This window comes from Vibrio sp. PBL-C16 (assembly GCF_034321865.1).
Taxonomy (GTDB): Bacteria; Pseudomonadota; Gammaproteobacteria; order Enterobacterales; family Vibrionaceae; genus Vibrio; species Vibrio alginolyticus.
In genome coordinates, this window is sequence record NZ_JAXLNY010000002.1 from 2,425,529 (window position 1) to 2,448,420 (window position 22,892).

Sequence of the window (22,892 nt, forward strand, 5' to 3'; positions counted from 1 at the left end):
GTTAATTACTACAAACGGCATCGATTCACCGCTTGGTGTTTGTATCGTTCTAGGTAAGTGCACTTGTCTGCAACATACTTAACTAGAAAGACAGCGTTTACAAACAGACGGGCGTAAGAGTTGCCCCAAACGCCCGCACACGAAGTCTTATCGACCCCAGATGGCTATGCAGCCATCTGGTTAAGAAATATTATTTCTTGTCGTCTTTAACTTCTTCGAACTCAGCATCTACAACGTCGTCTTCTTTAGACTGTGCACCTGCGTCAGCACCTTGTGCTTGCTGCGCTTGAGCTTGTTGTTGAGCGATTTCCATCAGCTTTTGAGAAGCAGTCATTAGTGCTTGAACTTTAGCATCGATAGCATCTTTGTCTTCGCCTTTACGTGCTGTTTCTAGCTCAGAAATTGCTGCTTCAATCTTCTCTTTCTCTTCTGCAGGTAGCGCTTCACCAGCTTCTTCTACTTGCTTGCGAGTACCGTGAATCATTTGGTCAGCTTGGTTACGTGCAGTCGCTAGCTCTTCGAACTTCTTGTCCGCTTCTTTGTTAGCTTCTGCTTCTTGAACCATTTTCTCGATGTCTTCATCGCTTAGACCGCCAGAAGCTTGGATAGTGATCTTCTGCTCTTTACCAGTCTGCTTGTCTTTCGCAGATACGTGTAGGATACCGTCCGCATCAAGGTCAAACGTAACCTCGATTTGTGGCATACCACGTGGTGCAGGCTGGATGCCTTCTAGGTTAAATTGGCCTAGAGACTTGTTGTACATCGCTTGCTTACGCTCACCTTGTAGAACGTGGATAGTTACCGCGCTCTGGTTGTCTTCCGCTGTAGAGAAAACTTGGTTCGCTTTAGTTGGGATAGTTGTGTTCTTCTCAACTAACTTAGTCATCACGCCACCCATTGTCTCGATACCTAGAGACAGTGGAGTTACGTCTAGTAGTAGTACGTCTTTAACGTCACCAGCAAGTACACCACCTTGAACTGCAGCACCCATTGCTACTGCTTCGTCAGGGTTTACGTCACGGCGCGCTTCTTTACCAAAGAACTCAGCAACTTTCGCTTGAACCATTGGCATACGAGTCTGACCACCAACTAGGATTACGTCAGTGATGTCGTTTACTGATAGGTCAGCGTCAGCTAGAGCTACTTTTAATGGTTCAAGAGAGCGTTGTACTAGGTCTTCAACTAGAGATTCTAGTTTTGCACGAGTCACTTTAATGTTCATGTGCTTAGGACCAGTTGCATCTGCAGTAACGTAAGGTAGGTTTACGTCTGTTTGAGAAGTAGAAGAAAGCTCGATTTTCGCTTTCTCTGCTGCTTCTTTAACACGCTGCATTGCTAGTGGGTCGTTCTTAAGGTTGATGCCTTGCTCTTTGTTGAACTCATCAACCAAGTAGTTGATTAGACGGTTATCAAAGTCTTCACCACCTAGGTGAGTATCACCGTTAGTTGCTAGAACTTCGAATGTTTTCTCGCCTTCAACTTCATCGATTTCGATGATTGAAATATCGAATGTACCACCACCAAGGTCGTATACCGCGATAGTGCGATCGCCGCCTTTCTTATCAAGACCGTAAGCTAGCGCAGCTGCTGTTGGTTCGTTGATGATACGTTTAACTTCTAGACCTGCGATACGGCCAGCATCTTTTGTCGCTTGACGCTGAGCATCGTTAAAGTAAGCAGGTACTGTGATAACTGCGCCAGTTACTTCCTCACCAAGGAAGTCTTCAGCAGTTTTCTTCATTTTCTTAAGAACTTCAGCAGAAACCTGAGGAGCTGCCATTTTTTGGCCTTTCGCTTCTACCCAAGCATCACCGTTGTCAGCCTTAACGATTTTGTAAGGCATGATTTCGATGTCACGCTGAACTTCTTCGTCTTCAAAACGACGACCGATTAGACGCTTAATTGCAAATAGCGTGTTTTCTGGGTTAGTTACTGCTTGACGTTTCGCTGGTTGACCTACTAGCGTCTCACCGTCAGTGTAAGCAATAACCGATGCAGTAGTACGTTCGCCCTCTGCGTTTTCAATTACACGTGGTTTGTCGCCGTCTAATACAGCAACACATGAGTTAGTAGTACCTAAGTCAATACCAATGATTTTACCCATCTGGCTATCTCCGAATAAATTCTATTTTCGTTTGGTTATAACCCCAATGTGGGGGGAGGAGAATCGGGTTTCAACCCTTGCTCACAAACAAAAATAATCAATGTTTGCTTCTCTATGCCACATAGATAAGGGCGGCAAAATGCTTTTCAAGGGCAGAATTAAAAAAAAGCGTCTTTTTTCGAAATTTATGTGTTTCTTTCTGATTAGTTGGGAACTCGTCACACTGCTGTAGCGCAACAAAACGTCATTTCCCAGATAAATTTATTTATGTCCGACTCTTCCTAAATAAAAAACGAGCTCATAAGAGCTCGCTTCAATATTAGGGTTAAAATAAATTATTCAAGGTATTAGGCGTTCGCTTGAGCAGGCTCAGCATCAACCCCTTCTTCTTTACCGATCTCACCTTCTGTTTTTGCAACAATGGTGTTCACTGCCGTGTCGCCGACAACGTTAGATGATGTACAGAACATATCATTAATACGGTCGACCGCTGCAATGATTGCTAAACCTTCAGGTGGTAAACCTAGTTGGTGAAGCAAAACGCCTACCATTACCACGCCGCCCCCAGGAACACCGCCAGCACCAATAGATAACAGAAGAATAGTTAAGCCAAGTGTGAAGATGTCTGCGGTGTTAATTGGCTGGCCAAAAGCGTTCGCAACAAACATCGTTGCTAGAGCAATATAGATAGAAACACCAGACATATTCATCGTTGCGCCCAGTGGTACACCGAAGCCAGCAACCGATTTAGAGACCTGAAGCTTTTCTGTCAGTGTGCGCATCGTTACCGGGATAGTCGCGTTTGAGCTCGCGGTAGATAGAGAGAAAAGAATCTGCTCACGAGTTGCACGTAGGAAAGTCTTTGGAGAAGTTCCTGTCGCAATACTCACTGCCATTGGGTAGAAGAAGAAGATCCAGAACACCAACATCGCAACCACCAAAGCCACGTAACCGGCAACGGACATTAATGTATTGGCGTTTAGCGTTGCACCTAGTTGAATCATTAGTGCGAACACACCATATGGTGCAAGACTCATCACTAATCCAACCAATTTCATCATGATTTCATTTGCCATTTTGAATGTGCGAATAGCTGGGCCACCACGAGAATCCAAAGCTTGAATTGCAAGCCCCGTCAAAATTGCCATAAAGATGATTTGCAGCATGTCGCCGCTAGCAAACGCTTGTACAGGATTGCTAGGAACAATGTTAACAACTAAAGAGAAAATGTCCGGCGTCTCTGTCGTTGTCAGCTGTACAGCCTCAGATACAGTTCCTGCTAGATTAGCGCCCGCTCCTGGCTGGAAGATCAAGCCGACAGTCAAAGCCGCCGTAATCGCAATGATGGTGTTAAGAATGTAAAGGGTAAAAGTTTTTCCACCAAGACGACCAAATGCACTGATGTCTTTCAAGTCAACAATGCCGCATACGATTGAAACGTAAACTAAAGGAACAACAAGCAATTTGATCAGTGAGACGAACATGCCGCCAACACCTTCTGCTGCTCCAAGTAGGTATGTATCAAAAATCGCAATACCGCTAAATAAGTACTGAATTGCTGTCCCCAGCACAAGGCCGGCAAACAAGCCTATAAAAATCTTACTAGAAAGCGATTTATCCATTATAAATCTCCGATATGTTGTGTTTACTATTTACATTTTTGTAGTTATATATGCTTACTTTTAAAGCATTAGTCGCAAATCATACACACCGAAGTTACAAAATAAAGTGATAATTTACATTTTTGTTAACGACATTGTTTTAGAAAAAATGACTATATTTACATTCCTATGCAGAACAAATATTCACACAACGAATGATTACAATCACTTATAGCCCTTTCCGTTAATAAACACGCAGCGAGATGAGAGAAAATCTCCTATAGGAAAATAATTAACCAATAGGAAAAAATATGAAGGGGATCAAATTTTCATTTATCGATATACAACGAAGTTCGATGCAGTCATTTATGTTTAAAACAAAAAAGCGCCCATCAAAAATGATGGGCGCTTTTATATTTAAAAAACAGGTAGTTAAAGTTACTTAGCAACCATTACCATTGCCGGACGAATCACACGACCGTTTAGTTCGTAACCTTTTTGCATAACAAACATAACAGTGTTTGATTCATGATCAGGGCTCTCCTGAATCGACATCGCTTGATGGAACTCTGGATTGAATGCTTCACCTTCAGGGTTGATTGCTTTCAAGCCAAATTTCGCGACAACGTCTACAAACGTTTTATGTGTTAGTTCAACGCCTTCTAGGAACGGCTTCACAGTTTCATTCTCTGTATCTGCCGCTTGAATTGCACGCTCTAGGTTATCAATAACAGGAAGCAGCTCTTCTGCAAACTTGTTCAACGCAAACTTACGTGCTTTATCGATCTCTTGCTCAGTGCGACGACGCATGTTTTCTACTTCAGCTTTAGAACGCAACACCGCATCTTGTTGCTCTTTTACTTTTGCCTCGCTAGACAATAGTGCCGCTTCTAGTTGAGCAATCTTAGCGTCTGTCTCATCACCAAGCTCTTCAAGCTCAGCTTCAACTTCTTGTGCTTCAGCTTCTACTTTTTCAGCCTCTTCGATGATTTGATCAAGCTCTTCTTCTGTAACTTTGTTTTCTTCGTTGCTCATGATATCTCCAGAATTCAACATAATGCCCTTAAAGCCATGCGCGTTTTTGCGGGCTTTAACCACATAAAAATTCGCATATTTAGGTGACTTGCCATTATTATGGGGATGAAGATTCCTGATTCAAGCCTCTTTAATGCGGAAATGCTATGAAAAATCCATGTAACGTGATCGCGATTATCGGAAAACCAAGAGATCAACAAGCAATTCAAACTCATAAAGAGTTGTACCAATGGTTGACCTCTGAGGGCTATAAAGTATTCATTGACGATCGCCTTGCCGCAATACTGGATGATATCCCACAGAGTCAGTTTGCTAGCTTAGTTGAACTAGGAAAAAATGCCGATCTAGCCATTGTGGTTGGTGGCGATGGCAACATGCTAGGTGCAGCAAGAATTTTATCCCGATTTGATGTACCAGTTATAGGCGTGAACCGCGGAAATTTGGGCTTCTTAACTGACTTGAACCCAGACGACTTCCAAGCGTCTCTGCAAGCGGTACTCGACGGTGAGTACATTGAAGAGGAGCGTTTTCTTTTAGAGGCGGAAGTACACCGCCACGGACAAATAAAGAGCCATAACGCTGCGCTAAACGAAGCCGTACTTCACCCAGGGCAAATTGCTCATATGATTGAATTTGAAGTGTATATTGATGAAAGCTTCGCCTTCTCTTTACGGGCCGACGGTTTGATTGTCTCCACTCCGACTGGCTCGACGGCATATTCACTTTCTGGCGGCGGCCCAATTCTTTCTCCTAGCTTGAATGCCATTTCACTCGTGCCAATGTTCCCTCATACATTGTCGAGTCGACCTTTGGTGGTTGATGGAAAACGTCGAATTAAATTGGTGGTATCACCAGAAAACCGTGGAACACAAGAAGTTAGCTGTGATGGACAAGTCTCACTTCCAGTTACCCCTGGCGACGAAATTCACATCTATCAAAGTCCAAATGTACTAAAGCTCATCCATCCAAAAGACTACAGCTACTATCACGTCTTACGGAATAAGCTTGGCTGGTCTAGTAAATTGTTCTAACACTTGTTACTCAGGGTAATAACTTCAATAAAAAAGCCAGCAGCTCAATTGCTACTGGCTTTTGGCTTTCTTAGACAAGAAATAGACACAAAGTAGTGAGGCGACACGATATTTGTCATCATTAAAGAGAAGCTTATAAATTTTGATCCTGTGGGCAAACTTTACACAAAAGATAGAAAAGCAAATTCAATGATCTATGTCCGGTGATATTCTCACCATGAATAGAGTATTAACTCTATTTCATACAATCAATAAAGGACATATTATGAAGAAAACAATCATTCTGTCTGTTCTCAGTACATTAGCACTTATTGGCTGCCAATCAGAGGAAACGCAAGTCAACAGTGTATCCAACGCAAAAGCGGAAGATATCACTAAGACGAAGCGTGCCCTAGCTCAACAATTGAGTGAGAACTATGCTGCCATTGAACCCATGTTGAGAAGAGATATTACTCCGCAACAGACTAACGTGTCTGTATCAGCATTTGTTAAGCAAAACCCTAACTCAGAGTTCAGCCGCCAGCTTGTACAAGCTGACACTCAAATTCGTAGCTGGAAAGGTATTTCTGAATACTCAGATCAGTTGTTAGAAGTTCGCTTGGCAAATGAAGCCATGATAACAGCATGGCAAAGTGGCGAGGTCGAGCCATTATTTGCATTTGAACCAAGTGGTGATGATGAGAATTGGCAATACATCGAAGCATTTGATGTTTATGGCAACATCCATCAACTCGATGTTTACCAGCTCCCTGAGGTACCTGTACTTGTCGTTGATAACAATAGCTCTGCAGAGCTAAAAGCAGGCTTGCAAGCTATGCAAGCTGAGATGAAAAAACTCGGTCAACCAGCTTTAGTTCAACCATATATTGCTGATGAACAACGCCAAAATACACCGCTATTGTCAAGTAGCGCAGTGGGCGAAGCGGCTCCAATTCAAACCACGCAGTTGAAAAAGATCCGTCTAGCCGATGACAAAGAACCTTGGATCTCTGGCAAGGCAGAAATCTACGCTATCGTAACGGGCGTCAATCCAAGTCGTGATGAACCTACTCTCGATTTGGTGGAGCTTCCATACTTAGACTACGATAACCAAGATTACTATCCAAATCAGATCATTATTCACTGGTCTCGTTACCGCTGGGGTGCGGCAGACATTGTGCTCATGGAGCAAGATGACGGCACAGACTATAAACAATTGGCAAAACTCCTTGTTCAAGTTGCCGAAGAAGTATTGAAAGCGATTCCAGATCCAGAAGTTCAGGCTTACGCGATTATTCCGCAAATCACGAACAAGATCATCGACACTATCCCCGATGGTGTACTCACGAATGATGATGACTTCGTCGACGTTTACTACACTCTAATGCAAGATACTTCATACGTAGATCACCCAGGTGCAGGTGTGAATGCAGTCGTCACACTAGAACCACTAACGATTAACCCAACTCGTCCGTAACCTGTTCAATTTTAATGAGTCGTTGTAATCACATCGGCTCATTTTTCCCACTTCATCACAAAAAAACAGCCTACAAAGAAAATTTTCCTCACCTGACTTTACTGTATAAAGAAACAGTATATACTGTTCTCTTATACAGTATTGTTCGGTTATACAGGTAAATAAAATGCTGGCTCATCTAAGTGTTAATAATTTTGCGATTGTTAAGTCTTTACAACTCGAGCTTTCTAAGGGCATGACCACCATTACAGGTGAAACAGGCGCGGGTAAATCCATTGCTATCGATGCTTTAGGGCTCTGCTTAGGCGGACGAGCCGATGCCGGCATGGTGCGACAAGGTGAAGAGAAAACCGAAGTTAGCGCCGCTTTTTTATTGGACAACAACTTACATGCAACACGTTGGTTAGAAGATAACGATCTGCTAGATGGCAGTGAGTGTATTTTGCGTCGTATTATCACAAAAGAAGGCCGCTCAAGAGCCTTCATTAATGGCAGCCCTGTTCCACTATCACAACTCAAATCTCTAGGGCAGCTACTTATCAATATCCATGGGCAGCACGCTCATCATCAATTGATGAAAAGTGAGCACCAAATGGCCATGCTCGACCAATATGCTGGGCATTTAAACCTACTAAAAAGCACACGAAGTGCTTACCAGCATTGGCGTCAGGCAGACAATAACCTCAAGCAACTAAAAGAAAATAGCCAGCAAAACCAGGCGCAAAAACAATTGCTTGAATACCAAATCAAAGAACTGAATGAGTTATCGCTAGGTGAAGAAGAATTTGCAGAGCTCGAGCAAGAGCACAAACGACTATCCAACAGTGGTGAACTCGCCACTACCTGTCAGCAAGCCATCGAACTTATTTACGAAGGTGAAGAAGTCAATGCGCTTGGTATTTTGCAATCGGCCAATCACTCCCTAATTCAATTAGCCGAATTAGATGAAAAGCTATCTGAGCTACCTAACATGCTGTCAGAAGCGATGATTCAACTTGAAGAAACGAAGAATGAATTACGCAGCTACTTAGATGGCATCGATGTTGATCCAGCTCGTATGGCTTATGTAGAAGAACGTTTTTCTAAAGTGATGTCTGTAGCTCGTAAACACCACGTAATGCCAGAAGAACTCTACCAGCATCATCAAGATCTTCTGACCCAAGTAGAAGCGTTAGATTGCTCCGATGAACGTTTAGATGAACTTGCTCAAGAAGTAGAACACAAGTACCAAAGCTTTCTAACACAAGCAGAAAAACTGCACAAATCACGCAGCCGTTACGCAAAAGAACTGAACAAACTGATCACACAAAGCATGCACGAATTGAGCATGGAGAAAGCAGTATTCAGTATCGAAGTTAGCAATGACAACACGCACCCATCGCCGCTTGGCATGGACAGCGTGTGCTTCTTAGTATCGACCAACCCGGGACAACCATTACAACCTATAGCAAAAGTTGCGTCAGGCGGTGAGCTATCACGCATCTCTCTAGCGATCCAAGTGATCACCGCTCAGAAAGTAGATACACCAAGTTTAATCTTCGATGAAGTGGACGTAGGTATTAGTGGCCCAACAGCTGCCGTAGTGGGCAAAATGCTACGCAAGCTTGGCGAATCTACTCAGGTATTGTGTGTCACTCACCTCCCTCAAGTTGCCGGATGCGGCCATCAACAAATGTTTGTAGCTAAGCAAACCAAAGCAGGCCAAACCGAAACCCAAATGCACGCATTAGATGAACAACAACGTGTGGCAGAATTAGCTCGCTTACTTGGGGGTAGTCAAATAACCGACTCAACGTTGGCAAACGCAAAAGAACTGCTTATCGCCGCTTAATAAATCGACAAGGGATGAGATATGGATATCAGAGCAATACACAAAACCAACTGCTTAGATCTCATCCCTATTTTTATTGAGTTAGAACATTACTACTTCAAAGAAAAAGCTTCATCAAAACACGATCTGGTCCATTATCTAAAGAACCAAGTTTTCTCTGAACATTCTGGCGTTCATATCATTGCGGTTTACGATAATGATGACGTCGTAGGCTTTGCATCTTATACCGTCATGTTCCCTGCCCCAAAGCTCTCAGGGCAGATGTACTTAAAAGATCTGTTCGTATCTTCGAAGGTTCGAGGAAAAGGGGTTGGTCTCAAGTTAATGAAGTATCTGGCATCTTTGGCGATCAAGTGTGGATGCCAAAGGTTGGACTGGACAGCTGAAAGTAGTAACCCTACCGCAGGTCAGTTTTACCGCTCAATTGGTGCAACACTAATTCATGAAAAAGAGTATTATCGTTTTTCAGGTGATGCATTACGCGAATTCGCCAAAACCGACTAACGAGTCACTAGGCTTGGCTCACCGCTGAAAGCGTCCATCACCCTACCTCCGATTGAAATGTGCTCTTCGTCACCTAACTAATACGTCATGTGGTGACATTTACCGCCTAATATCGGTGAATAAATGCAACTCAACTCAAAATTCGTTGTCAGATTGTCTACCATACGACGCATAGCTTTTTACATCTGCGTCGAGCTTGTTTATTATCAGCGCAGTATTTTAAAGGTTACTAAGAAATTATTATGCAATTAAAGAAGTGGTTAGTTGCCGTACCATTAGCAATGACATTGCTGACAGGATGTTCGGTATTGGAAAGACTGGTTTATCGTATTGATATCAACCAAGGCAACTATGTAGAACAAAGTGCGGTTGATAAATTAAAGTTTGGGATGACTAAAGCACAGGTTCGCTTCGTATTAGGGTCGCCAATGCTTATTGAAAACGGCTATCCAAACACTTGGTATTACATCTATCATCATACTCCTGGCCATGGCGAACCAGTACAGAAAGATCTGATTGTAAGCTTTAATGACCAGGGCACGCTCGCAGACATCAGTGGTGACTTTCCAAAAAGTGACGCATTTTACGAGCAAATTCAGTAAACTGACTTTTGCAAAAAAACCTCCCGTTTGGGAGGTTTTTTATTATATAGAAATCACGTTAGTCAAACTTTGAGTAACTCACATGAGCTATTGGGTTTATATTAATCCTGCTTATTTTTACGTACAGAACTAGGCTTGCCACCGGTGACTGGGTCTGCACTCCCCACGGCTTTAGCCTGCTCCGCCCGTTTACGGCGAATCTCTTTCGGATCGGCGAGTAACGGACGATAAATCTCTATTCGATCTCGATCTCGAACGGTCACATCTAACTTCACGTTACGACTAAACACACCCACTTTGTTCTTGGACAAATCAATTTCAGGGTACAACTCCAATACACCGGATTGTCGAATGATCTCTTCTACCGTTGCGTGATTATTTACCACTAAGTTAAATACACGCTGTTCATGAGGAAGAGCATAGACAACCTCAACGTGAATCATATCTGACTCAATACTCATAACACTCGTAGACCTGTTTTGCGCGTTTAGTAAATGCATTTACCATATTACTAGTAAGCTCGTTAAAAATCTTACCGAAGGCCATCTCAATCATTTTACTCGAGAATTCAAACTCAAGCTTTAGTTCAACCTTGCAAGCTTGCTCATCTAACGCGGTAAAAATCCAACCACCACGCAACGTCTTAAACGGGCCATCCACCAAGTTCATCATAATTGCCTGACCGGGGATCAACTCATTTGAAGTCGTAAACGTTTTGCTGATTCCAGCCTTCGCCACATCGACAGAAGCCACCATACCATTCCCCGAAGACTCAATGATTCTAGAGCCCGAGCAACCAGGCAGAAACTCAGGGTATTTAGCAACATCGTTAACCAGATTGAACATCTGTTCAGCACTAAAAGACACAAGCGCAGAACGGCTGACTTGCTTCATACATACTCCTATCGATACATGTACAGATTTAAAGCTCCTGCCAATTTTACTTTTATTCCACGATTGCGCAAATAAAAGGATTTCCTATCCGATATCCAACCCGTATAATGTGGCTATTATGGCAAAGAAAAAAACGAAACAAAAAGCGGGTAGCAATACTATCGCGCTGAATAAAAAAGCTCGCCACGAGTATTTCATCGATGATGAAATCGAAGCTGGCTTGGAGCTCCAAGGTTGGGAAGTGAAAGCCCTTCGCCAAGGTAAAGCCAATATTTCTGAAAGTTACGTATTTATGCGTGACGGTGAAGCCTTTGTGAGTGGCATGACAATCACTCCTTTAAATCAGGCATCGACACACGTTGTGGCGAACCCCACACGTGTGCGTAAACTACTAATGAGTCGTCGTGAACTAGACAACCTATTCGGACGTGTGAACCGTGAAGGTATGACATTAACGGCGCTCTCTCTGTACTGGTCTCGCTCTTGGGTGAAACTAAAAATTGGCGTAGCAAAAGGTAAAAAGCTGCACGATAAACGTACGGATTTAAAAGAAAAAGACTGGGCAAGAGAGAAAGCACGCGTAATGAAGAGTACACTGCGTTAATCTTGACCACTTAAACGCATAGTACTGGACAGCCAATGCTTTTCTGTTACTATGCGAATATTACCTGGGGCTGATTTAGGATTCGACGGGAATTCAGAAGTCTGAGGTGCATGCCGAGGTGCGGTAGGCCTCGTTAACAAACCGCAAAAAAATAGTCGCAAACGACGAAAACTACGCACTAGCAGCTTAATAACCTGCTAAGAGCTCTCTCGCCCTAGCTTCCGCACGTAAGACGGGGAATAACGAGGGATCAAACCCAAACGCGCTAGCCCGGATTCTCCCGCCTGAGAGATGAACGGCGAATTTTAATTCAGGCTAGTCATTCATTAGCGTGTCGGTTCGCAGGTGGATGGCGAAATTAAAGATCGACTAAGCATGTAGTACCAATGATGAACGGTTTTCGGACGCGGGTTCAACTCCCGCCAGCTCCACCAAACGTTTGGAACGGGACATCTCAGGATGTCCCGTTTTTTATTTAATCCATTGATTTGTCCGCACATCCCTATCTCATCTAGTCTCACAACGTTCCACATGAACTCTTCAGCATCGTACACTTGTAGTAACATTTGCATTAATCCAAATTTGAAATGTTACAACGATTTTAATACGTCATCACCGTCGTCAGTATTCATTAAAACGTTCTTCAGTAAGTAATCCAGAAAGGGGGCATCTTTTTTCGGATTAACTCAGATAGTTACACTTCGTCTCAACTTGAATCAACGGAGTTAGTTATGCCTAAAACTGTAGTTAAGCTCACTGAGCTAAAGATAAAAAGCGCGAAAGCTAAAGAAAAAGAATATTCACTTGCGGACGGAGAAGGTTTGCACTTAAGAATATCCCCTAAAGGGACAAAAATCTGGATATTCAACTATACACATCCTATTAGCAAGAAACGGAAAAATATAAGCCTTGGAAAATATCCTATAGTGACTTTGCAGAAAGCTAGAATCAGCGCCCATAAGGCTCGCTCACTTCTCGCTGAAGGCATAGATCCTAAGTCTCATAGAGATAATGAACTAATAAAAAGGCAGATAGAGAGATCTAACTCATTTCAAAGTGTGTCATCTAAATGGTTAGAAGTTAAAAAGTCATCCATTACGGAAAATAGTGCTAAGGACATATGGAGAAGTCTGGAGCTTCATGTTTTTCCAAGTATTGGTACTCTACCAATATCAGAGTTAACTGCACCTTTAGTAATCGAGCACCTGCGTCCCCTCGAAAAAATAGGCAAACTCGAAACACTTCGGCGTCTCTGCGGTCGAATTAATGAAGTGATGACTTTCGGTGTCAATTGTGGATACTGCCAAAGTAACCCTTTGGCAAACATAAAATCAGCTTATAAACCCCCAAAATCTACACCAATGAAATCAGTTGCTCCTAGCGAGCTTCATTATGTAATGCGAAAAATGTCAAAGGCAAACATGCATTTATTGACAAGGTGTGCATTTGAGTTTCAACTTCACACACTGCTCAGACCAGTTGAAGTAGCCAGAGCAGAGTGGTCAGAGATTGATTTTGAATCAAGAATCTGGACTATTGATGCAGAAAAAATGAAAAAACGTCGTCCTCACAGAGTTCCACTATCTGAACCATCAATTAGAATACTCACACAAGTCAGGGAAATTACACTTTCAAACAGTACCTATGTTTTTCCTCACTTCACAGATCGTGAAAAACACATGAGTAGCCAGACCGTAAATTCAGCAATAAAAAATGCAGGTCTCAAAGGTATATTAGTTAGTCACGGGTTAAGATCTATTGGCAGTACATTCCTTAACGATCCTAATGATTTAAATGTATCCCGATTTGAACCAGACATAATAGAGGTCGTCTTATCCCACATTTCCGAAACTAATGTTAGGTCAATATATAATAGAGCTGACTATGTAGAGAGAAGAAGAGAGATAATGGAATATTGGAGTCAGTTTATTATCGACTCATCAAAGGATTGTTTTACAATAGCAGGAACTGAGAATGAATAACGAACCCTTTTACGATTTCGACAAGGATACTATTCCATCATTAGAAGAATACTTGAAACTATTTTCTTCTCAAATTGTCAACGAACGCATGCTATCGCACGACTCTGCTGCCAAAAATTTGCTTTTGATAGGACAGTTGCTACGTGATAGCCTTGCTAACTTAAACGACTATCAAGACAAAATTAGCGCACAACTCCCACTCCCCCATGTTTTCATCAAAGCAGGATTAGCCTTGCTTGCAGCAGGCACCGACAAAGAAAGAAAAGATGCAATTAAAATTCTAACTGACGGTCTAGGAGTTACGGCATCTAATCGACGTAAAGCTATTGCTTCAATAAAAGCTTTTGACGAGGTTGAAGCAAATAAAAGAGGAAAAAAAATATCGCAAAATGAAGCCTTCGCTGCAACATCAAAAAAGCTTGGAATATCTATTTCGGTTGTATCTGATGCATACTATCAGCATAAAGAATTAGTTAAGAAGTATCATTCGAAATTGTACTCAAAAATAGGCTATCCAGACCCTTCTCAAATAAATTTAGAACAAACGTTGCAGTTTCCTCCAATTGAAGATAAGTATTTTAAGGTTAAAGAATCGATTGCTCGATACCAAAAGAGCGACAACCTATTTCCAGAAATGAATTTAGATAAGCATTACGTCTATATGACAGAGGTATATTCAGTTTTAGAAAAAAATATTGAATACCGTGTTTTTGAAAGCTTAGACGTGGCATCTAGCCAAAACAAACTGGATTACTCTATCCAAAAGTACTTCACTTACCACGAAGAAGAAGTCCCTCAGCTCAAATTATACATGGACAAAATACGCTTAAAGCTAATCGCATCATCTCCTAAGCAAGTAATCATGAACCGTAACCTTGATGAGCTAGAACAAATCGCAGGAGCAAAGTGGCCTGAGACAGAAAATCCGTAAAGCCCCCCTCTTTTTTCGGATTAACTCAATAAGATACAGTGCGTCTTAAGTAAACAAAAAATGAGACGCACTTATGAAAAATCAAATAAAACTAGAACGAAAGAAACAAGTACTTGATCGAATTCCCTTTTCAAAGGCGACATTACATAGATACATTAATCTAGGCAAGTTCCCTCCTTCTATCCCTTTAGGTTCCCGTTCTGTATGTTTCTTATCACATGAAATTGATGCATTTATCGCAGCATTAGCTGCTGATAGAGATTTAGAAACAGTAGTTGAAGAACTAATAGCGCAGAGAAAAGATTTAGCATCAACTTCAATATTTAAACACAAATTTATTCTATCTAGTGATACACAATCATCGAGTAAGGAGAACGCATAATGAAAACCTCCGCTCGTCGCAAAATGTATTCAACGCTCATAATAAAAAATCACCAATCAGAACTTGAACAAACCTTCGAAGAACAATTTGATGTGGTTTCTTACATTCTGGCAGGCTCTATTGTAGTCGCTGAGCATGAGTACGATTTTCAAGCTAATGATTCAGTAATTCCTGAATTGGTATCAAATGCTGTAAGACACCTCACTATTCAAGATTACTACAGCCCAACTTGCTACCAAATGCCCCTAGTCCTTAGAGCATTACGTATCTACTACAAAAATACAGTGCCTGCTCTAAGAGGATATCAGACCCTTTGCACCTGTGATGCTATCGAGACTCCTAAAACAACAGAGAGTAGCCTTGAAAAGGCTGAAGTTAGGCCGCTAGCAAGCCTGCTAGCGAAAGTTAACCAATATGCTTTAAAGTGCTTAGTTATTCTGGCGCTAGCCATGATTGCAGCTGGAGCGATGTTTTTATGAGTGAACTTACTAGTAAAACTTACGGCGTGAGATTTTCAGCAGAGGTTGAAGCCAAAATACTTAGCGAGGCCGATCGCACGGGACAAACGAAAACAGAAGTTATTCGCAATGCAACCGCAAAACAGTTGAATGAGACTCCTGTTGAATTAACTATTAAACAGCTTGAATTACGCCTATTACGAAAAATATTTGCAATGAATTGCATAATTGTTGGATTAACTCCAGATCAAAAAGCACAGGCCATAAAAGACTTCAATAGCATATTTAATCAAGAGGTAATCAGATGAGATTTGATAACCTTGCACCAAGCCAAACCTTCCAGGTTTGGGACTCTATAGTCCTTTTCAGCCTAATTGTTGGATGTATATTTAGTACAGCTTCAATACAGATCTCGTGGGATTGGCTCTCTAATTGGGAGCCATTGAATCATCACACAAAAGTATGGCTGCTGTGTATTCAAGAACTCATTACTAACTCCTCTCTAAATGTTTGGTATAAGTACGTAAATTACTTATCTGATAAGAATCAAATAGACGACTTAGTTTTACATACGATAATTCCTGTTTTCATATCTTTCTCTTTGGCAATCTGGATTAGCATTAAACTTCTTTATGTACCAGGAGGCAGAACACTTGAACGTCATATCTCAGGTATAAGACAGTTATCAGGAGTAGCAGCATATAAGCATGCAAAACGCTGTCTAAATTCAGAACGAAAGTTAGGTGCTTATAAAGGAATGTTTCTTCATCCAAAAATACAAATAACTAAACAAGCAGAAATAGGGAATACCCTAATCACGGGCAAGCCAGGATCAGGTAAAACAGTAATAATCACTTACCTACTCAAACAATTGAATATGCGAGAAGATAGGCTGTTTATCTACGATGAAAAACAAGAATACACAGCAAAACTATACAACCCTCACGACACAATCTTGGTAGCCCCATGGGATAAAAGAAGTGCAGTCTGGGATATAAGTAAAGACTTATCAACTCCCATTGCTTCAGCTAACTTTGCTAAACATATCATTCCTGAGACTAAAGATGCCATATGGTGTAAATCAGCCCGTCTCATTTTGACGGGAATCATTGTCAGTCTAAACAAAAAACATCTTAACTGGGGCTGGCGTGAATTATTTGACCATATGACCTTAGATGACGAAAAACTCAATTTAACCTTAAAAGAGGATTTTCCTGAAGCAGTTAGATTTATTGAAAAAAATAGCCGTACTACTCAAGGTATCATGCTGACTCTACTCAGTGAATTAGAGTGGATTAGATGGCTAGCGACGGCATGGCCTCAGTCGTACAAAAACGGTTTTTCATTACATGAGTGGGTTCACGCAGACAGCAGTCAACGAAAGATCATAGTTCAAGGTCAAAAAAGGTACTTATCCGTAGGAGCGCCTCTATGTAATGCGCTCATGGGAACTTTAACGGATGAGTTTCTCTCAATGAAAAAAAAGCGAGCCTGTTATCTGGTACTGGATGAGCTTGCAAACTTCCCTAAATCTAAGGCTTTGATTAGGTGGATTGAGCTAGCGAGGGAGAGAGGCGGCAAAACTATCATTGGTACGCAAACTATTTCTCAAATAACCAATATATATGGCAATAATATTACTGATGCATTCATGAGCTTTTTCGCCAATTTAATAGCATTAAAGGTTGGCTCGACGGGTAGTACTCCTAAATTTATATCTCAAGCTCTCGGAGAAAGAGTTGTCGAAAGACCAAATTACCAGAATTCGAGAGGAATAACCCAAACGAGCTGGCAACATCTCACACTTCCAACGGTACGCACTTTTGAGTTAACTGAATTGTCACCCCCAAACAAAGTAGGTGTTTCGGGTTATCTGTCCATCAACGGTTGGGAGGCAACCTACAAACTCACATGGCCTTACACAAAAATGCCGACGATTGCGAGACGGGAAGAAACCGCTAGTTGGACTAGAGAAACTCCCCTCTCAACTAACAGAGAGAGCAACTACACATTTAGGAAGCGCATCCAGCAAAGAAGAGATGAGGCATCTAAATGTTAACGATTTTTCCAATTCAGAATATTGAATACTATTGTAATACCCCCGAAAGTGATTATTACTTAGAAGATGTTGAAAATTCAGGCTTATGGGGTGGCTATGTAGCTAAAGTACTTGGTCTTTCTGGTTCTATTGATGTACTAGAGTATAAAAATCTTATGCAAGGACTCTCACCAGATGGCTCTAAAGCACTTGTCCAAACGACAGGTCAAAGGCATAACTGTGGCTATGATTTAACGTTTTCTGCGCCTAAATCAGTATCTATCTTATACGTCTATGATAATGAAGGTGTGATCCAATTAGCTCACAAGAATGCAGTAAAAGCTGCTCTGCGATTCATTGAAGAAAAAGCTGCATTTACGAGAAGAAGCGCACAGGGAAAACAAACCGAAAGATTACCAGGTTTACTTGCTGCACTTTTCCAACACTCTCGCTCCCGTGCTGATGACATGCAACTGCACACCCACTGCCTTGTTTTTAATTTAGCTATTCGAAATGACCTCAGTTGGGGAACTATACATGGGCGAAAGCTATATCAATGGATAAAAGCATCAGGTGCAGTATATCGATCAGAGTTAGCAGAGAACCTTCGCTCTCTTGGGTACTCAATAATAGCAGATCACGATAGCTTCAAAGTGGCGGGAGTACCTGAGCATATCTGCGAATACTTTTCAAAAAGGGATGAACAGATAACCAAGTCTCTAAAGCGGTACGGAGAGCGCTCAAGTGCTAGTGCGATAGGTGAGCACGTGAAGCTCTATACCAGAAATAGGAAAAGCAGAACCCCAATATCAGAACTATTAGTAACGTGGAAAAATGAATTAAAAGGTATAGGCTTTAGTTCAGAGCACTTTGCTAAAATTCGCTCTTTAACACCAGTATATGCTGACCAATTTATCTGCATTGACAGTATTTTAGATAGAATAACCGAGAATCGATCAATATTTAAGGAGCAAGACTTATACTTTGAGATTGCTAAACAAGCGCAACTGAGTGGAGAGCGATCAATAAGTATAATGTCTCTAGGTACGACAGCAATAAAATCAAATCGAGTAATTAAGTTAGGGTTAGATAACAAGCATAACTTACAGCTAAGCACTTCCGAAATTGTTGATTTGGAACGCAGCCTGGTTTCTATAGCACTAACACTCAAAAATAGAATTCATCCAAACCCTAACGAAACAATACTTCAAAATGTAATCTATAAAAATGGGGACACTAAGTTCTCTGATGAACAAATATCTGCACTATATAGCGCTTGTGATCAACATAGCTTAAGCATACTCCAAGGCTCAGCAGGTGCAGGAAAAAGCTACTCCATGATAGCTTTGAAAAATGCCTATGACTCTATTGGCAAAAATGTACGTGGCGTATGTATTGCTAAAATTGCCGCCAATAACCTTCAAAAAGAAACAGGTATCCAATCGCAAACTATTGCCAAACTGATTACAGATATTGAAGCAGAAAGAAAGCCATTAAAAAATGTCGATGTACTGGTCATAGATGAAGCTGGTCAGGTCGGTACCAAGCAAATGTACAACCTGTTCGTTCAAGCTGAAAAAGAGAACACCAAGGTTATTTTGGTTGGAGAAGACAAGCAGCTACAAGCTATTGAGCACGGAGGAGTTCTTAAATACCTTTCAAAATCAAATATCATTGGAACATCCCGAATAGAAACAATACGCAGACAGTCGGAACAATGGGCTAGAAATGTAGTGGCGATGCTTAGGGATGGTCATACATTGTCGGCTCTTCAACAACTACACCAGCGTAATATGCTCCATTTTTCTGAGTCTAGACAAGAGTCAATCGCACAACTTTTTGAACAATGGAAAAAGAATACGTCTGAAAATAAGAAGGTCGTCGTACTCGCTCAAAAGTGGGACGACGTATTGAGCATTTCCAGCAAAATTCGTACGTATTATCAATCTATGGGGGCTGTTGATAACCAAGATATAAAGTTTAATGTATCAGTCTCAGGTAAGCACATGATTTTGCCATTTTCAGTAGGCGAATATATTCGCTTTAGCAAAAATGACTACAAACTTGGAGTTAGTAATGGGACTTTTGGGCATATAGAAAAACTTATAACTACGGCCGAAAGTACTGTTTTCCATATACGTTTGGACAATCAACGATTGGTTACCTTTGATGAAAAATCCTATAGAGATGAGAATGGTAATCTACCGCTTATACATGGCTACTCAATGACAGTATATAGCTCACAAGGTATCACCGTAGATGGCGATACATTTATCTTGTATACCCCTTCAATGGGAAGAGACGCAACATATGTTGCTGGTTCAAGACATAGAAACAATAGTCACTTTTTCTTCAGTACAAAAGATGTTGACCCACTATTGACTGAACAGGGGGTCAGGATTGAATCAAGCTCTAGGATAACCGCTTTTGCTGACCCCATGAAAACAGACAAACATGCGACGTTAGCAATAGAAGCTATTGACCAAAATAAGCGCCAAAATAAAGCACTCACACCAATAGTTACAACTGAATTAAGAACAGAAAGGTAAAAATAATGTACAGTCAAATATTATCAGCTATCCCCCCCTACCCTTGGCTATTCATCATTATTCTCATCATTAGTGAGTTAATAGTCAGACACTTAACATCTCCGATAACTGTTCGAAAACAAGACTGCTTTGATCCTGATGGTGTTGGACGCAGCACCGATGAGCAAGAAAACAAATATAGGAAAGAAAAACGCCAAACCTTGCGAATGACTTTCTATTCTTTGACCACACTAGCCTTTCTTGTTGTATGGGCTACAGGGTAAGAATGGTGACGGAAAACGCTGAAGCCTATAGTGAAAACTGAAACAAAGAGCGTCAAGTTCTGGCCTTGGGAACAGATTAGTTATCAAAATTTAGTTGCGCCCCATTACAACATGATACACATCATTAGATTACCTATTAATTTATGTGTATATTCTTATGAAATTATCTGTTTAAACAATGAGCTAACTAACTATGGCTAACATCAAGGCTAGTATAACTTACTTCGACCTCAAGGAATTTGGTTTCTACCGATTAAGAAAGGGAAAAGACCCAGAGTACCTAGACGGTACAATACCTAGTGTAATGGCATCCTTAGAGAAGTGGCTTGATGGAAAAAAGTTAAGAAATACAATCCCTTGGGATGCAGAGACTAACCCAAGAAGAACCAAAGTTTATTGTCGTAGCTATAAGGTTGATCCCAATACTGGAGATACCGTGTTAGTTTTATGGAAAGCAGTAGGTGACAGTAGTGGCAATGTTCATGGTGCTTATGCAGGTAGTGATGTTGGTAGTGATACTGCCGATGACCTCACTACTGGCACTGACGCTGCTGGTGAAGAGGTTATCTGGGGACAGCCTAGTTACTACTGGATTATTCCAGAAAAAAATAAAGTAGCTTCTATCAAGTTTGCTAGTTCAATTGCAGATACCGACTCTTTAGGTCACTACATCAAAGCTTTTGTAGATTACCGAGGAGAATTCCCGAACAAGAAAGTGTCGGAAAGAACGATTCATCACGCAAAATCTGGGCGAGATATCAAAATCAAGAAGTTTACCTTTGAATACAAAGATGAAAAAGACCATGTATTCCACGCAAACTTCAAGATCAGAACTCAACTTTTTAAAAAGGCTAGCTCGAGCTTGAACTACAATCGACTTGCTGAAGACGTTACTCACATTGTTTACAGAGAAACGATTTCCGCGAAAGTCGATGATAGCCGCCCTTCATGGGTGCAAGTGTTCGACACAATTGGTTCTGCAATGGGCTTTAAGACTCCTCCTCTTAAAGGTCAACGTCATATCGAAGTAGTCGTTGATGCATCACCCGATGGGGAAGAATTAAAGCAACTCGCTGAAAGATACGCAGAAGAGCACGATGAAATGTCTGATTGGAACAATATTGGCTTGAAAGTAGGTGGGCGAAGTGAATCCACTATGTGGCTTGATGAGTTTGTCCTCCGAGATGAGCTAGTGGTTGCTCAAGCAGATAGTGAAGTTTACACTGCGGAACAACTTTTGATAGCTATCAACGCTCAGCGAACGAAACTAATTGATAAAATTGATACTAAAAATGCTGAGAATGAAGAGATGGTAGAAGATGAGCAACCGCAGGCAGAAGAAGCATAACCCTATGTCAGTAAGAATACTTATTCACTTGGTGGTATTCGCTGGTCTATGGTGGTTTAGCTCTGAGTTCCAAAGTTCTATAAATTATGACAACCTAAAAGATCTTATAGACATTCTGAAGAATGCTTCAGCTATGATCTTTACTATTGTAGGCATATGGTTAGCTTACATCTACCCAAATGCAATTACTGCTATAGTAAAGCCAGAAAGTGTGGAGTACCTTGCTGGTGAACAAGATGCACGAAGAATTGAAATGCTGGTAGGAATTATCATTACATCTGCTACTGTCATCATTGGTATTGTTTTATTCTTTGCTTCTAAAACTGCTTTCAGTGGACTAGATTTTTATGCACAGAATAGAGACTATATCAAGCCTACTGGATTTACTGTTATCTTCTTTTTGAGCTATCTACAGATTATTAGCATCGGCAAAGTTATCGTTAGCAACATACTGTTTATTAATGATTTCCATACAAAACTCAATGATCGTAACATAGAAGATCAGATGTAATTATTCTAAAAAGGGGGCTATGCCCCCTCTAAAAGCACTCAGACTACCACATCACCAAAACATTCGTTTAAACATTGGCTCTGCAATCAATGTCTCAAGATGCCATTTTGGGGTTATAAAAATCAGCTAAAGCAACTATTTCTTTAAAAAGCAGTTAAAGTTCATGTTCTGAGCTAGTAATAGTAAAGTTAATTAGATTATTTTGTTATATATTCTCATTAACCATAACCAAAAGCTCTATATTTAGACGGTAGTTAAGTTCTTTCAACAGTAGGAATTTAATGTAACATTATTAGTAACATCAACTAGAAATGATACATATAACATACTGAAAATATTAAGGTTATATAATCTTCAGATGACGCCAGCACCAAACGTTTGGAAAAGGCCACCCTCGGGTGGCCTTTTTTGTATCAACAACCCACTATCCACTATCCACTATCCACATTGTCTTCTTTTCTCACGCACTCATGCTACCTGATAACTTTTCACGAGCATTACTGCATAACTCTGAACGTACGCCGATTTAAAAACTCGTTGAGTATTAAGTAACAGACGATACGCTCATAAATACACCACCAAAACTACACGGAAGTTCAGAAGAACTCATCCAAGGACAAAAGTGTGTCTATATGTTCTTCGATTTAAAGTGTTCTAAGTTTTTGAGTTATCAACAACTACGAGTGCTAAATCTAAGTTATAGAATTATGATGGGTTAAAGTAGAACAATTTGGGTTTATCACTAACCATCAAAAGATACTAAATAAG

Annotated in this window: 21 protein-coding genes and 1 other RNA gene; 17 read left to right on the plus strand and 5 right to left on the minus strand. The window is 41.0% G+C overall.

Going from position 1 to position 22,892, the window contains the following annotated elements; genetic code table 11:
- Window positions 1-190 precede the first annotated feature (190 nt).
- The 3 genes from dnaK to grpE all read right to left on the minus strand — a co-directional run bounded on the left by dnaK (window position 191) and on the right by grpE (window position 4,740).
- On the minus strand, window positions 191-2,104 hold the full coding sequence (gene dnaK / locus UQW94_RS19400; RefSeq protein WP_149192387.1) for a molecular chaperone DnaK: 1,914 nt from the start codon (window positions 2,102-2,104) through the stop codon (window positions 191-193).
- A 347-nt stretch (window positions 2,105-2,451) separates the two neighbouring features.
- Window positions 2,452-3,726 (minus strand): dicarboxylate/amino acid:cation symporter, encoded by a 1,275-nt coding sequence (locus tag UQW94_RS19405; protein WP_005381625.1) that lies wholly within the window; start codon window positions 3,724-3,726, stop codon window positions 2,452-2,454.
- 417 nt (window positions 3,727-4,143) lie between these two features.
- Window positions 4,144-4,740, minus strand: coding sequence for a nucleotide exchange factor GrpE (grpE, locus tag UQW94_RS19410; RefSeq protein ID WP_021034134.1), 597 nt, complete (start codon window positions 4,738-4,740; stop codon window positions 4,144-4,146).
- A 146-nt stretch (window positions 4,741-4,886) separates the two neighbouring features.
- Between grpE and nadK the strand changes: the two genes are divergently transcribed.
- From nadK to bamE, 5 genes are all read left to right on the plus strand, one after another.
- The gene (nadK, locus tag UQW94_RS19415; RefSeq protein ID WP_005381631.1) at window positions 4,887-5,771 is read left to right on the plus strand and encodes an NAD(+) kinase; all 885 of its coding nucleotides are present in this window, start codon (window positions 4,887-4,889) and stop codon (window positions 5,769-5,771) included.
- A 265-nt stretch (window positions 5,772-6,036) separates the two neighbouring features.
- Window positions 6,037-7,227, plus strand: a complete 1,191-nt coding sequence (locus UQW94_RS19420) for a DUF3103 domain-containing protein (protein ID WP_005383752.1) — start codon at window positions 6,037-6,039, stop codon at window positions 7,225-7,227.
- A 166-nt stretch (window positions 7,228-7,393) separates the two neighbouring features.
- Window positions 7,394-9,058 carry a DNA repair protein RecN gene (gene recN / locus UQW94_RS19425; RefSeq protein ID WP_054865950.1) on the plus strand — a complete coding sequence of 555 codons (1,665 nt, stop codon included), beginning with the start codon at window positions 7,394-7,396 and terminating at the stop codon, window positions 9,056-9,058.
- Window positions 9,059-9,079: 21 nt separating this feature from the next.
- The gene (locus tag UQW94_RS19430; protein ID WP_025768876.1) at window positions 9,080-9,562 is read left to right on the plus strand and encodes a GNAT family N-acetyltransferase; all 483 of its coding nucleotides are present in this window, start codon (window positions 9,080-9,082) and stop codon (window positions 9,560-9,562) included.
- A gap of 242 nt (window positions 9,563-9,804) precedes the next feature.
- Window positions 9,805-10,164, plus strand: a complete 360-nt coding sequence (gene bamE, locus UQW94_RS19435) for an outer membrane protein assembly factor BamE (RefSeq protein ID WP_322142495.1) — start codon at window positions 9,805-9,807, stop codon at window positions 10,162-10,164.
- A 101-nt stretch (window positions 10,165-10,265) separates the two neighbouring features.
- Here the strand turns inward: bamE and UQW94_RS19440 are convergent, their stop codons facing one another.
- Entirely contained in the window at window positions 10,266-10,625 is a 360-nt protein-coding gene (locus UQW94_RS19440) for an RnfH family protein (RefSeq protein WP_213868821.1), read from the minus strand.
- A complete protein-coding gene (locus UQW94_RS19445; RefSeq protein WP_005381641.1) occupies window positions 10,615-11,058 on the minus strand; it encodes an SRPBCC family protein in 444 nt (147 codons plus the stop codon). Before UQW94_RS19445 ends, UQW94_RS19440 begins: the two co-directional genes overlap by 11 nt.
- 118 nt (window positions 11,059-11,176) lie before the next feature.
- Between UQW94_RS19445 and smpB the strand changes: the two genes are divergently transcribed.
- The 12 genes from smpB (at window position 11,177) to UQW94_RS19505 (ending at window position 22,124) form a co-directional block, all read left to right on the plus strand.
- The gene (gene smpB / locus UQW94_RS19450) at window positions 11,177-11,662 is read left to right on the plus strand and encodes an SsrA-binding protein SmpB (protein WP_005391476.1); all 486 of its coding nucleotides are present in this window, start codon (window positions 11,177-11,179) and stop codon (window positions 11,660-11,662) included.
- Window positions 11,663-11,728: 66 nt separating this feature from the next.
- Window positions 11,729-12,096, plus strand: a transfer-messenger RNA (tmRNA) gene (ssrA, locus tag UQW94_RS19455).
- Window positions 12,097-12,393: 297 nt separating this feature from the next.
- Window positions 12,394-13,644 (plus strand): integrase arm-type DNA-binding domain-containing protein, encoded by a 1,251-nt coding sequence (locus UQW94_RS19460; RefSeq protein ID WP_322142496.1) that lies wholly within the window; start codon window positions 12,394-12,396, stop codon window positions 13,642-13,644.
- Complete coding sequence (locus UQW94_RS19465) at window positions 13,637-14,575, plus strand: hypothetical protein (RefSeq protein WP_322142497.1); 939 nt, start codon at window positions 13,637-13,639, stop codon at window positions 14,573-14,575. The genes UQW94_RS19460 and UQW94_RS19465 overlap by 8 nt, the downstream gene beginning before the upstream one ends.
- A gap of 73 nt (window positions 14,576-14,648) precedes the next feature.
- Entirely contained in the window at window positions 14,649-14,957 is a 309-nt protein-coding gene (locus UQW94_RS19470; protein ID WP_322142498.1) for a helix-turn-helix transcriptional regulator, read from the plus strand.
- Window positions 14,957-15,436, plus strand: a complete 480-nt coding sequence (locus UQW94_RS19475) for a hypothetical protein (protein WP_322142499.1) — start codon at window positions 14,957-14,959, stop codon at window positions 15,434-15,436. Before UQW94_RS19470 ends, UQW94_RS19475 begins: the two co-directional genes overlap by 1 nt.
- Window positions 15,433-15,723, plus strand: a complete 291-nt coding sequence (locus UQW94_RS19480) for a hypothetical protein (protein WP_322142500.1) — start codon at window positions 15,433-15,435, stop codon at window positions 15,721-15,723. The genes UQW94_RS19475 and UQW94_RS19480 overlap by 4 nt, the downstream gene beginning before the upstream one ends.
- Complete coding sequence (locus tag UQW94_RS19485; protein ID WP_322142501.1) at window positions 15,720-17,474, plus strand: type IV secretion system DNA-binding domain-containing protein; 1,755 nt, start codon at window positions 15,720-15,722, stop codon at window positions 17,472-17,474. Before UQW94_RS19480 ends, UQW94_RS19485 begins: the two co-directional genes overlap by 4 nt.
- Entirely contained in the window at window positions 17,468-20,002 is a 2,535-nt protein-coding gene (gene mobF, locus UQW94_RS19490; RefSeq protein ID WP_322142502.1) for a MobF family relaxase, read from the plus strand. Before UQW94_RS19485 ends, mobF begins: the two co-directional genes overlap by 7 nt.
- Before the next feature lie 5 nt (window positions 20,003-20,007).
- Window positions 20,008-20,265 carry a hypothetical protein gene (locus UQW94_RS19495; protein WP_322142503.1) on the plus strand — a complete coding sequence of 86 codons (258 nt, stop codon included), beginning with the start codon at window positions 20,008-20,010 and terminating at the stop codon, window positions 20,263-20,265.
- A gap of 193 nt (window positions 20,266-20,458) precedes the next feature.
- Window positions 20,459-21,613 (plus strand): hypothetical protein, encoded by a 1,155-nt coding sequence (locus UQW94_RS19500; RefSeq protein ID WP_322142504.1) that lies wholly within the window; start codon window positions 20,459-20,461, stop codon window positions 21,611-21,613.
- Between the two features lie 4 nt (window positions 21,614-21,617).
- The gene (locus UQW94_RS19505) at window positions 21,618-22,124 is read left to right on the plus strand and encodes a hypothetical protein (protein WP_322142505.1); all 507 of its coding nucleotides are present in this window, start codon (window positions 21,618-21,620) and stop codon (window positions 22,122-22,124) included.
- Window positions 22,125-22,892: the final 768 nt, after the last annotated feature.